Below are 14,057 nucleotides of genomic sequence, written 5' to 3'. Positions count from 1 at the left end.
TGCGCTTAGCGCTGGTGTTCTCCTGCAAGCGCTATCAGCAAGGCGGCAGGCTGACCCGGTTCTTGGAGTAGGCTCAGACTCAATTGCAGCAACGGGTCGTGGTGTAAGTGATCGGTTGGTTCAATGTGGATTACCTCGAACAGCACGTAGGGCTTGTGTGGATAGGCCAGGTGGGCTTCGAAGGCTGCGCGCAATACGTGGCTCAACCGATCGACCTGCAGCTTCTCAGCGTGATCGGATTGCTCGAGCAGTACTGCGCGTTGCCACGCGCCAGGGGTGAACACGATGGGCAACCGAAGGGTGTTCAGTGTTTGCGGTGTAAGTGAGTCGGGCATGGTATGTCTCCGTTGAATACGCGAAGAAACCTGCCCTGTGCGGGGAAAGATTTCCCCGCAGTGGGTTGAAGAAAATCAAGAGGGCTTATCTCACGAGCAGCGCTCGAAAGGCGCTCAGGAGAGCAGTAGGCGTTCATCATCGTAGCAACGGTCACCGTGCGAGCCACCGAACGCTAATCGCACTTGGGGAGAACCATCATCGAAGTGACGGAGCCTTGAAGGTTCTGGCTACCTGGGAAAGTGCTGTCGATAACAGCGATCCGTACCTTGTATTTAGCTGGACGATTTATCTGGGTCAATCACTGTAGATAGGCTTTTTCACGGGGCTTGTCTTCTGTCTTCCAGTGAAGATTTTTTCGGCTGGGCAAACTGATAAACGGTCAGGCACGGACAGTTTTCAGTAGTAGGCTGTTACTCCTGTCTCAACCATGAAAACGCTCAGAAGAGTGCGAGAGCATGCCGACTCAGCAACCTGTTCAGAATTCACGTGGCCACAGCTGGGCGTACGCATGTGGCACGTCGGTAAAGCGTGGTTATCGCAAATTGCAAGCGTTTGAGTCCCGCCTGGCTGAGCGTGCGGTGACGGCAGGTATGCCCGCAGGTAAATTACTTGTTCGCGGGAGCTTTCTGATTGCCAAACTGGCATTGATCGGAGGATTGCTCTTTGTCAGTGTTTGGCTGGTTACTTTTTTTGTGATGATGCTGGCTGTCATCACTTTGCTATGGTTCAGGGCTTTTGTTGGTTCCGATCATCAAGAGGAAAGTCCAGGGCCAGACTACCTAGGTGCTGATCTCTACATCGGTGACTTCGATGACAATGGGCATTATATAGGCGACAGCAAGTCATCTAATTGAACGTTTTGCAGCACCCAATATTTGATCCGTACCTTTGCTCGCTGAATCACTTGCGGCTTTGCTACCGTTCGCCAACATGCCTTGAATCCCGTTGCCGACTGAATATCCTGCCCAGCTCATGGCCCCTAGAAACAGCATTGGTAGCACGATGAACATCGCCCCCATCACATACTCGATCACCTGTGCCGTGACGGTTCCATCCATGAAGCCGGATGTGGGCAGCGATAACAGCACTTGATTGGAAGCCGAAACCTGGTTGTACAGCGTATCGAGCATGCTGGAGTCGATCCAGCGAGCGAGTTCCCACCAGAAGCTCAGCATGTGTAAGGTGAACAGCGCGAACGTCACGGTCATGACAGTTTTCAACTGGTAGGTACTGACCAGCAGGATCAGCGGCAAGCTGATGATGACGCCCATGATCAGGAACGCCTGCACCATCGGCAAGGCGGCGCGTAGTGCATTCATTGCCGGGAAGTTGCTGAAGGAACCGAGGGCCAGCCCGGTATTGGTGGCTAGGTTATTGAGCCCCTGATTGATCGAGCCGCCACGAGCGCTGGAACCATAGTCCTGGTACACCTGTCCGGGCGACATGGACATCGATTGCTGGCGCGGACTGACCAGTTCGCGCAGGGTGGCATCCTCGATGTCGTTGCTCGAGCGGCCAGTCAGCCAATTTTTCAGCTGAGTCAGCAGAGAGGGATCAACCTGCTGGATCAACTGCTCGCGCAAGCCAACACCGCTGTCGCTCCACCACTGCTTGCAAGTGGGGTAGCCCGCGGCACTCTCCAGCCGCGGCAAGGAAACATCGCGGCTTTCGTCATACGGCCAACTGATTCGCGGTGTGCGTGAACGATCCGTGTCGTAGTAGCCGGGCGTGTCGAGAAGATAGCTTGAGCCGATCCAGGACGCGTCGTGACTTTGTGCCTTGTCCAGTTGCGGGCGATTGGTAAACAACCGAGAACGGGAATAGCCATAACAGTCGCGGGTGAAGTCGGCGACTTCCTGCAGCAGTACCTGGCTGTTGATACGCGAGCTGTCGATCTCCATGCGCATCTGCCGAATATCCGGTGCGCAGGGAATGGAGGCGGTGGCTGCGGCGGTTACTCCTTTGCTCAAGGCATGCACTAGAAACCACCAGATCGGTACGTTGGCGGAGCGTTCGCCGATGGTATTGAAGGTTGTCCCCCAGGCGGTTTCCGCTGGCTTGGCCACATTTACGCCGCAGCGCTGACTTGCCGCATCATCGAACGTCATTGACGAGAGGCTCAACGGAAAGACCGGCGCGCAGCCGAACAATACGACGATGTAGGCCAGCCACAACCGGTTCTCGATCCGTGGCACCGAGAGCAATCCCTTGTTTCCCTCATCCGCGCCTTGCTGACGGGCTGACAGCCATTCCTGGAGGATGATCGCGCCAAAGGGCGCGGCGAACAGTCCGGTGTCGGACAGGACGCTCCAGAGTCCGTTGTTGATGATCCAGGCCAGCAGGGAGAGGTAAAACTCCAAGTAGCTGTTGGTGCTCATGAGCATGGTGGTGACCTCACAGTCGGGTGAGTTCGACGAAGGTAAAGAGCACGAGCCCTAATGCCCCGATGCGTTTCACGCGCAGTCGATCCTGTGGTCGATGTCGGTAGCGCCGAAGCAGATCCACCCACAGCGCGAAGAGGGCGCCGTAGAGCAGGGCACGCCACCACTGCAGATAGGGCCTTACGGATTCGAATGCCTGCTGCCAGACCTCGAAGCTGCCCAGCGCAGCGTGGCCGATCCATGCGACCAGTGCGGCGGTCAGGATCATCACTGCGGCAATCCCCAGACTCGAAAGCAAAGTGAATAGCGGTGAGCGTTTCATGGCTCACTTGCGCCTGGCGTCAGCGTCATTGAGTCGGCCCGGCTCAGGGTCGCCTTGCTCGACGGTGCGCGAAGCATCAGCACCGCCGGCATGCCGATCGAGCACTAGGCTGGCGGTATTGGTGGCCAGCATCTGCCGGACCTGCAGTTCGGTCTGCAGCAGGCGGATTTCGCGCTCCAGAGCGTCGATGTTTTTCGTCAAGGCGGTTTGGGCCGGCTCGGCGGAGGCGATGTTCGGTTCGTGACTGCCCGCCAACAGGGTGCGCAGTAGCAGCAACGCTTTGTCGAGCACACTGGACAAGGCCGTCTCACTGGCCAGGCGCCGTGCCAACAGATCCTGGTCGGGATCGTCGCGCAGGGCTTCGACCACGCCACGGGTTACCGGCAGCATTGGGCTGGAGGCTTTAGCCAGATTGTCAGGGGTAGGCGGCAGTGAGCCAGACAGCAGCCCTTGCAGGGCCTTGAGGCGTTCGCTGTAGGCCTCCTGGATCAGCGGCGTCAGTCCGCTGCCAGCGGTCGCACGCAGGGTTTCGCAGGTATCGCAGGTCGTGACTTCAGTTTCGCCCAGCACGCGAACGGCCCATTCGGATTCCTCCTGGGGCGAAGCCCAGGTCTGGCAAATGGCCCCACCCAGGCAATCGCTATTACTAATCGAGGCATTGTCATCCATCGACCGGTTATGCAGCAGGTTGTAGCCCGCGCGCACTACGTCGGCGGTCACCCGAATGGGCGTCTGCCCATCACCGCCAGCCTTCGAGCCGCCGACCCAGGACACCCCCTTGTTGCCGTTATGGGCCTCGGTGTTTTTCACCGCGGCCACCGCATCACCGCCGGTTTGCTCCAGATTGCCCTGCATCTCCTGGTTCTTGGCCAGCGCGCCCCAGCCGGCTTGACCGACCTTGTCCGCCATCTTCTCGGCCATGGCCTGGCAGGTCAGCTTCGAGCGGTCGAAGTCGATACGCCCCTGCATCACCCCGTTGCTCAACAACTCATAGAGGCCGGGGTTGGCGCGTTGGATGATCAACGCCGGCAGCGACATCACGGCTTGGGTCGCGTTCTGCACGATGCTGCCCATGATCTGCTGGAAACCTTCGGTGACGCCGTTCAGCTGGTTTTGCAGGGTGTTGGTGAGGCTCATGTTTCCGCACATCATGTTCGCCCGCCATGACCCGCCGACACCGAGACCACTGGGTCGGTAGAGCGAGCTCGGTGAGCCGACTGCCGAGCCGCCACCAATGGTGTACATCACTCGGTCGTCGAGTACTTCACCTTGAGTACCCAGACGGTAATCGCCCTCGGCGGCGTAGGCATGTGTGGCAATGGCGAGCAGTCCACAGAGCAACAGACTCATCGTGCCCAACCAGGGCCGCGCGAGAAGCCGACTCATGAAGCACCTCCTTCGAAGTCGATGCTGAACAGGAAGGTCTGTCCCTCACGTTTGCAGCAGCTATAGGGACGCCACAGCGACCAGGCGTAGCCGCCATCCGCGCTCTGTACCGGATCGCTGGGGAAGATGGCGCACGTGGGCTGCACCTGGGGGTAGAGCAATTGCCATTTGTGGGTCGAAGCGTCGTTTTCAACGATCGGGCCAGGCGGCCAGTAGCCGTCGCGTTTGGCGGGCGTGAGTGGTAAGTACACATGCGGCTGCCAGTTGTGGGTAATCACATCGCCGGCGCGTTGCGCCATGACTGCGGCCGCCTTGAAATCGTCGGGCTGTACCAGAAAGCCCTGCCGGGGATAAACGTTGCCCCACATGTTTCCCGAGACCTGACGACCAATTTCACGGATCCCCGGCATGAGCGATTCGGGGTAGAAACTTTCTGGGATGCCATGGCGCCAGGCCAGTGAGTCCAGGGTACTCAGGTAGTAAGGCATTAATGCAGTTGCACCGCTGGCGCAGGCATAGCCGGATTGCGAAGCCAATTGCGTTGCGACCCAGCCACCGGGGTGGCCGATGCCATCAACGTTCTTGAATCGAGGCAGGTTGTCGCGGCGGGCGTTCGGCGTGATCAGGTTGCCGCCACCTTCTGCACCGCTGATGGGAGCGGAGAGGGTGGTCATCTCGGTCCAGGGGTTATTGCCGGTGGTGGCGTAGCTCGAGACGACCAGTTCAGGAATGAAATGACGAACCTTGGTCGAGGTTTTGACTGTGCAGCCGAAGGGCGTGCAGAGTAGCCAGAAACAAATGCCGACGACCCTGTATTCGAGACAGTTTGGCGAAAGCACGGAGGAGGTGATGCTGACGGTGTCCAGCGCCATGCTTGGGCCGCACGCCAGCAGAATGCTTAGCGCCAAGGGCCTTAGTTTTGTGGGCGGAAGTGACGAGCAGGCAACAGGCATTATCCAGGCTCTCGGTGTATGGCCTGGGCAGGTTCGGTTAGGGACTGAAGACTGTCAGTGGGAATTATGAAGGCGGATCTATCGGATTTGTGAGGCGTGGGTCTATTATTTGACGTGAAGGGAGCTGCGCAGGGTATCGGCGTCTACAAGTAGTTGATCTGTGGTGATTTCGAAAATATTGGCGAGTTTGCACAGGACCAACAGCGAGGGGTTGCCCGCGCATCGTTCGATTTGGCTGACGTAGGTGCGATCCACCTCGGCCATGAGCGCCAGCTGCTCCTGGGTAAGGTTCTTTACGCGCCGCATCCAGCGGATGTTCTCCGCCAGTTGCAGACGAAGTTGTTCGTAGTCTTGAGTCATGCGCGCAAATTGCGCCTTGAGGGACTCTCAATCCACGGGATATAGTCTACATTGGCATTCAACTAGGCCATTTGGTGTTCATGCCTGGTATCGAGCGTTCATTTGGTGTCGTTACGCTTTTCGAAGCTGCGCCCAGCATCTAACAATAAATCAGAAATTTAGGGTGTGTATGGACCAAAACTACATTTCAATTCCTGCGGCGGATGGTTGCCCAAGTCTTCTGACACCTTGGGGCAGCGAATTTTCGCCGATGATCGAGCGTGGTGTGCAATGTGCCCAGGCTTGGCTTGAGGCAACGACCGATATTCCTTTGTGGTGGGAACTGGCGCAAACGCGCAAGACCTTTCCTGTCGGTGACTGCCAAGATGCCTTCGAAGCCGGTTTTCTGTTGAGAATTCAGCAACGGCTTCGGAGCGTGTCACAGTAACCCTGTTGCTTATGGGCGATTGCATCGTCTTGATCGCCCGTTTGCACTCAACCTGGCTGCATCGACACAGACCATGCAGTTTAAGAACGATTGCCGCTTCGCTGGCGCGTTTTTTCCACCGGCTGAACAACTCGGTGGGGGATTGTGCTTCCCTTATTTGGGCGCTGCACCAAGGGCGGCACTTGCTTCAAATGCCACCGGTCATGCATCGAACGTGAAAATCTCTTGAAAGGTATGGTTCCAGACGCCATTCCTCTAGAATGAAGGCTGACAGAAGTAGCTTTCGCCCTGTTACAAACAGGTTTACGTAGCTAAGATTCTGATTAAGTGCAGATTCTGCACGCTCTGAGAACGTGGAGCGCGATATGAAAGCCAAACGAGTGTTGAGTGACGATCTGGTGAGCCGACTGGAGGATAAGATCCCGGTCATGGCTGAAGGCGCCATCAATACCGCCTATATCAACGCCCTGGCTGCCGGCCGCAGTGTGATGGAAGTCATGAACGGCATGCTTGTTGAAACGACTGCTGACGGTAAGCACAAAGTCATTCGGGTGGCCAAGCCCAAGCACAAAGTGACTCTGGGTGGCGTCATTAAGGTGCGCCGTTGCTCATGACTGTCCCTCGGTTGAGGGTCTTTGCTGGACCCAACGGCTCCGGCAAGAGCACGATGAAGAGTGCCATCCCTTCCCACCTGATCGGTATCTACATTAACCCGGATGAAATCGAGAAGGCTGCCAAAGACAGCGGTCGTCTGGAGTTCAGTGATTTTCAACTGGAAGTTGAGGGTGATGAGGTCCTCGGTTTCATTAGGGAGCATCGGCTGGTCAGGTCTGCCCGGCTCGATGAGGAGGCGACCAACATAGGCTTTAGCAGCAACGGCCTGAATTTCCAGACGGTCGCGATGAACTCCTATTTTGCCTCCGTGCTCTCTGACTTCATCCGGAACAAGCTCCTCGAAGACCAGCTGTCTTTCACCTTCGAAACGGTGATGTCTAGCGACGACAAAATCGCTTTTATGCTCAAGGCAAGAGAGTCTGGATACCGAACCTACCTGTACTTTGTGGCAACTGAAGACCCTGACATCAATATCAACAGGGTCAGGAACCGTGTCGCGGCAGGTGGGCACCCAGTTCCCACAGAAAAAATTGTACAGCGCTACGGCCGTTGCCTGAGCCTGCTGCCTGTGGCTATTGCTGCTTCGGACCGGGCCTACATCTTCGATAACTCCGGTGCCGATCTGGTGCTGCTGGCCGAAGTTACGGATGGGACGGACCTTGAGTTCAAGGTTGATGAGGTCCCTGACTGGTTCATGGATGCCTACGTTGAAAAGGTGTCCAACGGCTAGCTGCCGGATTGGCCAAGCTGGGAGCGCCACACCTCCCTTATATGGGCTCTATTCCTCGTGCGCTATCGATCCGTTCAGCTACCCGGTAAGCCGCTTCCAACTCCGAACAGCCATTCTCCTGCATCAGTGTCCAGCGTTCGGCTTTTTCCTCGGGCTCTGTCATGGCCAAAGCGAGGTAAAGACTGGGTGGCACGGCTCGAAACAGCGTCTCGAGCTTTTTCGACAGCACCACTCCCTCGGTGTATTTCCCCGGCTCTTTGCTGGCGGAGAGCAACAGGGCTTTCTGCGCAGGTGAAAGCTTCTTGAACCGTGCGATTTCTTCGATTTCCGCGGGCGGCATATTCAAACAAATCCACCATTCGATCATGTTGAGCATGGTCTGCGCAGCCGTGGGAAAATCAGCAAGGTTCTGCGTCGCCAGCCAGAACCAAGCGCCGAGCTTGCGCCACATCTTCGTCCCCTTGACCACGAACGGCGCCAGCAACGGGTTCTTGGTGATGATATGACCCTCGTCGGTGACCATGATGATCGGTCGGCCCAGGTACTGGTCGCGCTCGGCGAGGTTGTTCACGGTGTTCATCAAGCTGATGTAGCTGATGGACATCTGTGCCTCGTAGCCTTCGCGCGCGTAAGTGGCAAGGTCGACAATGGTCACATCGCTCTCGGGCCAAGGCGTGCCTTCGCGATCGAACAGTTCACCCTCGAAACCCTGGCAAAATAGGTCGATGGACTCGCCCATTTCCTGGGCACGCTCGCGACGTTTCTCCGGCAAGTGCGGGTCGGCGGCGATGCCCAGCAAGGCGTCGCGTACGTCGCGGGTCAGTACCTGGCGACCCGCCGCGACGCAGGTCTGCGCCGCATCGAGAATGCACTCGCGGATCAAGCTGCGATCGGCTCGACTCATGCGCGCCTCTTCTTTGGCCTCGCCGCCGGTGATCATCAGGCGGGCAGTGATTTCCAGTTCGCCGAGAACATCGCGCTGGTCTTCGTGACTGGTTACCACCTCATCGTCCAGCTCATCGATCGACAGACTCGCCACCTGATCCGGCTGCTCGACCAGGCGCCAAGCATCGGCGAACGGGGCGAGACAGACCGAGGCGCCAGGTTTCAATTGGACCTTGTTGACCGACAGGCCCTGTGTCGCGAAGTAGTCTCCCTGCAAGCCGAATGAGTTGCCGGCCTCTACGATAAACAGGCGAGGGCGGTACACGGCCATGACCTGCATCAGTAGGGTGACCAAGGTCGCCGACTTCCCGGCACCGGTGGGGCCGAACAACAGCAGATGACCGTTCATGGCCCGATCCAGGCGTGACAATGGGTCGAAGCTCAATGGCGAGCCGCCGCGGTTGAACAGGGTGATGCCCGGGTGGCCGGTGCCGGTGCTGCGGCCCCAGACCGGAACCAGGTTCGCTAGGTGCTGGGCGAACATCAGGCGGGTGTACCAGTTACGCGTGTCGCGGGCCGGGTTGTAAGCCATCGGTAACCAACGCAGGTAGCTGTTGCAGGCGGCGACCTCATCGCCTTCACTTACCGGTTGCAGCCCCGCGCCCAACAGCGCGTTGGCCAGGCTGACCGAGCGCTGGTGCAATTGCTGTTCATCGTGACCGCGTACGTAGAACGCCAGGGTTCCTCGGTACAGCTTGTGCTGGCGGCCGATGATCGCGCGAGCCTCTTCGACATCCTGACGAGTCTGGGTCGAGGCCAGGTTTTCACCGATGGCTTTGCGAGCTAGGCGGTTCAACTGATCCTCGAGTACATCCTGTGGTTTGACCATTAAGGTCAGACTCGTCACCGTACCTTCGGGTAACTGGTCGAACAGCGCATTCACCGCGTCACCCTTGCGGGTTTCGCCGGTGAGTTGACCAATCGATGGTGCCCGCCGCAGTTTGTCCACCACTATCACCCGGTGGGGTTGATCGTCGAAAAACCAGAGTCCGTGCTGCACATCCGAACGCGGTTCGTTGAAGAACAGCCGCTCGGCAAAGTCATGATCGAAGGGCAGATCCAGCGACTCACCGTCACCCGACTCCGGATAGGCCACGCGGCGGTAGAAATTTTCGGGCGCTTCATCAGTGAGCCTGGGGGCCGGATTGAACCAGGGCAATAACCAGGCATACAGACCTCGGCCATCGACTCGCGTTGAGTGCACCCCGCACGCCTGCAACGAAGCACGGATACGTTCGCAAGCCTGTTGCAGGGATTGCACCGGGGTGAGTCCCGTCTCCTCAGCGTCAGATTCAAGCCAGCGATAGACCACCAGACGCACCCGTCGGTTATTGCCGCGCCAGGGCAGGCGCGTCACCACCTGATCCTCAAACAGACCACCGGGCTTGGCGATGGCCTTCAGATGACGGCGGCTGAGCTGCAAATACGCCTCGGTGAAGACCGTACCTCGCGCGCTGTTCTGAATATAATCGGTGAGCTGGGTCAGGTAGGGTGTGAAGTCGTTGTCGTCTTGACAGAAAAACTGCGCCACCCAAGGCGCTTGATCCAGCTCGTCAAAGCTATCTTGCAGGGCGTCTTCGAGGGCGTCGCGGACCGCCATCAGCCAATCGGGTTCGCGCCCTTCGGTGCCGATGGGCAGCAACTCGAACACCGCACCCACCGAGCGATTGTCATCCAGTAGAAAACACTGCTGAGTGTCGAGGTATTCGACCCAAGGCAGGTAATCGGTGAAGCTGGGGTTGTGCGCATAGAGTGCGGCCTCATCGGCCAAGGTCGCGCGAGGGCGCAATGGATTGCGCCAGCCTTTCCACGTGGGAGTGCGATTGCCCGAATCGCCGCTACGCACTACAGGTCTTCCTGACGTTCACCAGGTAATGCGTACTGCACACGTTGGTAGAACGGAAAGACGGTCGAGTAACCTGGGATCGGTGCCTGCTCGGTACCACTCAGATGCGGATACACGTATAGCACCAGATCGGGATTGGGCAAGCGAGGGAACAGGTTGCGGATCTCGTTCGCCGCTGTGCGAGTGTACGGTTCCTGGAGAGAAAAGGAGAAATCTGCTTGAGCCAACGGGCGGCGTAACTGCTGCCGAGCATCCAGCAGTTGCTGCTGAGTGCCTTGCGAACCGGCGCCGTTCCAGATGTCCAGCATGGTTTGCTCTCCATGGGGCAGAAGCGTCTCCTTGTCGGTGGAGCACCCCGCCAGGACCCAGCAGAACACGCTAATCCAGGTCAGGCAGGGAGGCATGGTCTTTTTCATGGCGAACGCTCCGGCCCTTGGGCTCGTAGTCGATGGTGATCTCATGGTCGAGGTGCAGCGCGACTTGTGCTGCCGGTGGCACGTACACGGCAGCAAAGGCTTCGCCATACAGCTTGTTGACCCACTCGCGGATGTCGCTGACCCCGCCGCTGAGAATTGAATTCAGCGCGCTGTTGCCACTGCTACTGGTGACCCCGAGGGTACTGCCGCCTGAACTGATTACGCTGCTGTTGTTCCGCTCATCCCCGAGCAGGGCGGCGACACCGGCGCCGGCGGCAGTGATCAGGCTCTGGCTGCCGAGGTATTGCTGAGCGTTCGAGCGGCGCTCGCCAGCGATGCAAGGAATGCCATACGGATCGGACAGGTAACCGAGTCCGCCGCGGATCTTGTCGGTGTTTGAGCTCTGGGTGGTGGAGGCAGTGCGGCTGGCTACTGCTTTCGGCTGAGGTACCGTGCGGATGGTGCCATCGGTAAACACAAAGGTGATTGACTCGACCTGTCCACGTACGCAAGACAGGGTCCAGTCACCGGACGCGGTGCCGCTCATTACGGCACCCGCGACGTCTGGCAGGTCGATGCCGTTGGCGGTCAGGTTCTCAGGGCCGACCAGCACTTTGAAGGGATAGGGATCATTCACAGTGCCGTCCACCGGGACGCGGCCGATCAGCGCGGTCATGGCGACTGAGCCCATCAATGTCGCGTTTTCGGGGATGGTGTAGACCGGCTTCGCCCCTTCGGTTCGGTCAACGGATCGCGTCAGGTCACGCTCACCCTTGGTGACTGCACGTAGCTGTTTCTGGCTGCGATCAATAGGATTGTCTTTCAAGCCTTCCAGTGAGTTGAAGGCGGTAGGCAGACTCAATGCGAGGGAGGAGGTCTTGGTTTTGCCTCGGGTGTCGGTGCCCGAAGCATCCGAGGGTTCAATCCACTGCAGCGCATCATTGGCAGGATGCTGTCCGTCAAACTGAGCACCGTCGCCAGGCTCGAGCCCCAATCCGATTGGCATATCCTTGCCTTTGCCGGTCAGCCCCGACAACTGATCCTGCAATTGCGTGAGCAGGCCGCGAGCCTGACGACTGTCTTGTTCCGCTTTGAGTCGGGCCTCGTTGGCTTGGCGGCGGCCTTCGTCGACCTGCTGGGTCACACTGCCAAGCGCGGTCTGGATACGCGAATCGACACTGTTTTCCCGCTCGCGTAGGCGGTTGTTTTCCGTCTGCAGTGAGTCATTGTGTTTCTTCAAACCGAGCATGTCGCTGCGCATGGCCTTCACCTGGCCGACCAGGGTGGCGACCGTGTCGCGTGGGGTATCGCCCGCAATGCCGAGCGACTTGGCTTGCTCGGCGGATAATTGAATATTGCCCTGATCAACTGGGTGCTCTGGAGAAGGTGTGCTGCCACCCGGGACCCAGGTTTTCAGGATGATCAGTACCACGCCCAGCAGCGCAGCCGGTACCAGCCATTTGAGCAAGGCGTTAGCTTTCATCGTCAGCACCTCGCGCAACGGGCGGTAGCAGCACGGCTTGCTCGAGGCCGGCACCGCGGGTGACAAGGTAGGCGATCGTGGTGTCTTCAGCGCTGCCGACAGGCCCGAGGAAAGCATGCTGGAAGGCCGCGGCGAACAGCTTGGCCTGAAGTCGACGTGGATCGAGTTGCACCGTCTCTGAACCACGATTGCGCAATTTCACCGCCGTCACCCAGTAATCACCGAGTCGCCAGACGGCGATGGGTGTGCTGGACACGTTTTCGGTCGGCAGCAGGGTCGGCAGTTCGGTACGCAGCTTGAGCGGGACGCGGCGTACACCGGGCAGGGACTCCACGGTGCGCAGCGGCGCGTACAGGCTTTGCGCGGCGTAGCGCGTCAAAGCGACCGGGATCGGTGTGCGTTCTGGAACAGGGACGGTGCTAGATTCAGCCTCGGTAGCTTGCCCCTGAGCATTCTTGAGAATACGTACGGGCTCCAGCGGTTGATCGCCGGGAGTGGCCGCGATATCCAGGAGGATGATCTCGCCCGTCGTGACCGATTGCAGCTGCAGTCGGGTCGGTGCAATGGCTTCCGACGCTCGCAGGTACAGCGTGCCGCCGGTTGATTGCACACGCAGCTTGCCGGTCAGGGTTGAGGGCACACCGACGCGAACAGCCTCATCGATAAAGACCACTCGTTCCTGATTGATCACCAGCGGGACCGCGAGGGGGAGGCGTTCCCAGTGCATCAGCTCGACGGCCTGCGCTACAGCTCCCCATAGCATCAGTGCAACGGTGAGTCCCAGGGTAGAAATCCGCTTCATGGCTCACCTCCAGGCAGGGAGATTTTTTGCGGAGTGCCCTGATAACAATCCAGTGCCAGCCCCCACTTATTGCGTTCGGGGTCCAGATCAAAACGCACCACGCGCAATGGATACCGCACCACCACCCGTTTCACCGGTTCGGCGGCGTAATATTCATCGGCATTGAGATCGAGCTTGACCAGCCAGCTGTCGCGGTCGAGTTGCTTGACCCTGAGTTCCGGATCTTCGCTGTAGCCTCGGCCCAGAATTTCGTAGACGCCACGCACCCGCTGGCGCAGCTCGCCGGCGGCCTTGCGGTACTCATAATCACCGTCGAGGAAGGCCTTGCAGGCGGGTGTCAGGTAGGACTGCAAGCCATAGATGGCGCGGCGATAATCCTGCTCGCCATCCGAAGGCCAGCGGTTGAGTTGGCCAAAGATGTACAGGGCAAAGGCATAGACATTCTCTGGGGGGACATCCCACCACTTGCGAGTGCTGCCCGAGCGCAGATCCGGGGGGACATGCACCGTCAGATCGGTCGGTGCCGAGCGCCAGCCATACCAAAGTCCGGCACAGACCAGGGCCAGAATCACTACCGCCAGACGCAGGCTGAAGATGTGGGCGTGTTGGGCATCCACCTTGTTCCGAAAACGATTCATGGTTGCCACCGGAACAGGGCAGGGCGCAGTCGACGCGAACGGCGAATCGTCCAGGCGCCGGAGTGGAGAATCAAACTTCCGCGCCCCAGGCGCCAACGGCTGGCGAGTATCCATTCGAGCTTGCGGTACAACCAGGTCTCGGGGCGAGCCCGTTTGGCCCGACGCAAAAGCGTACCACCGGCAAATAACACCAGCGCCATGCTTGCGATCATGCTGGTCGGCGCAACGGCAATAGACGAGGTGACGATCCCTAGAGGAACGCCCAGCAGCAGGCCAATGGCGGCGCCAGTGCCGAGAGCTACCCACATCTCATCATTGGTCAAACCGCGCAGTACGGCAGGATCGCGGTTGAGTCGCTCCGGCAGAAAGACCAAGGTGCCGTCGGCAAGGCGTTCGATAGTGTCGTTCATGTCGACC

The 14,057-nt window shown here is 58.9% G+C and carries 16 protein-coding genes; 4 read left to right on the top strand and 12 right to left on the bottom strand.

Annotated elements, in window-relative coordinates:
• Positions 1-5: 5 nt before the first annotated feature.
• Complete coding sequence (locus HBO23_RS30635) at positions 6-335, bottom strand: hypothetical protein (RefSeq protein ID WP_016978896.1); 330 nt, start codon at positions 333-335, stop codon at positions 6-8.
• Between the two features lie 456 nt (positions 336-791).
• Between HBO23_RS30635 and HBO23_RS30630 the strand changes: the two genes are divergently transcribed.
• Positions 792-1,190: a DUF3742 family protein gene (locus tag HBO23_RS30630; protein WP_020300919.1), complete on the top strand. Its 399-nt coding sequence runs from the start codon at positions 792-794 to the stop codon at positions 1,188-1,190.
• Here HBO23_RS30630 and HBO23_RS30625 read toward each other — a convergent pair.
• The 5 genes from HBO23_RS30625 to HBO23_RS30605 form a co-directional block, all read right to left on the bottom strand.
• Entirely contained in the window at positions 1,179-2,720 is a 1,542-nt protein-coding gene (locus HBO23_RS30625) for a conjugal transfer protein TraG N-terminal domain-containing protein (RefSeq protein WP_020300918.1), read from the bottom strand. The two genes, HBO23_RS30630 and HBO23_RS30625, sit on opposite strands and share 12 nt — an antisense overlap.
• A gap of 10 nt (positions 2,721-2,730) precedes the next feature.
• Positions 2,731-3,039 carry a hypothetical protein gene (locus tag HBO23_RS30620; protein ID WP_020300917.1) on the bottom strand — a complete coding sequence of 103 codons (309 nt, stop codon included), beginning with the start codon at positions 3,037-3,039 and terminating at the stop codon, positions 2,731-2,733.
• A gap of 3 nt (positions 3,040-3,042) precedes the next feature.
• Entirely contained in the window at positions 3,043-4,425 is a 1,383-nt protein-coding gene (locus HBO23_RS30615; protein ID WP_032903621.1) for an integrating conjugative element protein, read from the bottom strand.
• Complete coding sequence (locus HBO23_RS30610) at positions 4,422-5,378, bottom strand: TIGR03756 family integrating conjugative element protein (RefSeq protein ID WP_032903622.1); 957 nt, start codon at positions 5,376-5,378, stop codon at positions 4,422-4,424. Before HBO23_RS30610 ends, HBO23_RS30615 begins: the two co-directional genes overlap by 4 nt.
• A gap of 105 nt (positions 5,379-5,483) precedes the next feature.
• Entirely contained in the window at positions 5,484-5,738 is a 255-nt protein-coding gene (locus HBO23_RS30605) for a helix-turn-helix transcriptional regulator (protein ID WP_020300913.1), read from the bottom strand.
• 169 nt (positions 5,739-5,907) lie between these two features.
• On the opposite strand from HBO23_RS30605, the gene HBO23_RS30600 reads away from it, so the two are divergent.
• The 3 genes from HBO23_RS30600 to HBO23_RS30590 all read left to right on the top strand — a co-directional run bounded on the left by HBO23_RS30600 (position 5,908) and on the right by HBO23_RS30590 (position 7,510).
• A complete protein-coding gene (locus HBO23_RS30600) occupies positions 5,908-6,165 on the top strand; it encodes a LasR-specific antiactivator QslA (protein WP_076964374.1) in 258 nt (85 codons plus the stop codon).
• 365 nt (positions 6,166-6,530) lie between these two features.
• The gene (locus tag HBO23_RS30595; RefSeq protein ID WP_020300912.1) at positions 6,531-6,779 is read left to right on the top strand and encodes a hypothetical protein; all 249 of its coding nucleotides are present in this window, start codon (positions 6,531-6,533) and stop codon (positions 6,777-6,779) included.
• Positions 6,776-7,510, top strand: a complete 735-nt coding sequence (locus HBO23_RS30590) for a zeta toxin family protein (protein ID WP_020300911.1) — start codon at positions 6,776-6,778, stop codon at positions 7,508-7,510. The genes HBO23_RS30595 and HBO23_RS30590 overlap by 4 nt, the downstream gene beginning before the upstream one ends.
• A gap of 37 nt (positions 7,511-7,547) precedes the next feature.
• On the opposite strand, the gene HBO23_RS30585 is transcribed toward HBO23_RS30590, so the two are convergent.
• From HBO23_RS30585 to HBO23_RS30560, 6 genes are read right to left on the bottom strand one after another with little or no spacing between them, the layout of a single operon-like run.
• Entirely contained in the window at positions 7,548-10,301 is a 2,754-nt protein-coding gene (locus tag HBO23_RS30585) for a conjugative transfer ATPase (RefSeq protein WP_032903624.1), read from the bottom strand.
• On the bottom strand, positions 10,301-10,717 hold the full coding sequence (locus HBO23_RS30580) for a TIGR03751 family conjugal transfer lipoprotein (protein ID WP_032903625.1): 417 nt from the start codon (positions 10,715-10,717) through the stop codon (positions 10,301-10,303). Before HBO23_RS30580 ends, HBO23_RS30585 begins: the two co-directional genes overlap by 1 nt.
• Positions 10,680-12,200, bottom strand: a complete 1,521-nt coding sequence (locus HBO23_RS30575; RefSeq protein WP_020300908.1) for a TIGR03752 family integrating conjugative element protein — start codon at positions 12,198-12,200, stop codon at positions 10,680-10,682. Before HBO23_RS30575 ends, HBO23_RS30580 begins: the two co-directional genes overlap by 38 nt.
• On the bottom strand, positions 12,190-13,002 hold the full coding sequence (locus tag HBO23_RS30570) for a TIGR03749 family integrating conjugative element protein (RefSeq protein ID WP_020300907.1): 813 nt from the start codon (positions 13,000-13,002) through the stop codon (positions 12,190-12,192). The genes HBO23_RS30575 and HBO23_RS30570 overlap by 11 nt, the downstream gene beginning before the upstream one ends.
• Entirely contained in the window at positions 12,999-13,640 is a 642-nt protein-coding gene (locus HBO23_RS30565; protein ID WP_020300906.1) for a PFL_4703 family integrating conjugative element protein, read from the bottom strand. Before HBO23_RS30565 ends, HBO23_RS30570 begins: the two co-directional genes overlap by 4 nt.
• Positions 13,637-14,050 carry a TIGR03750 family conjugal transfer protein gene (locus HBO23_RS30560; protein WP_020300905.1) on the bottom strand — a complete coding sequence of 138 codons (414 nt, stop codon included), beginning with the start codon at positions 14,048-14,050 and terminating at the stop codon, positions 13,637-13,639. Before HBO23_RS30560 ends, HBO23_RS30565 begins: the two co-directional genes overlap by 4 nt.
• Positions 14,051-14,057: the final 7 nt, after the last annotated feature.

The sequence above is a fragment of the Pseudomonas sp. WS 5532 genome (assembly GCF_012985445.1).
Lineage (GTDB): Bacteria > Pseudomonadota > Gammaproteobacteria > Pseudomonadales > Pseudomonadaceae > Aquipseudomonas > Aquipseudomonas edaphica.
Note: the sequence above shows the minus strand (reverse complement) of the source record. Positions and strands in the feature narration are given on the sequence as shown.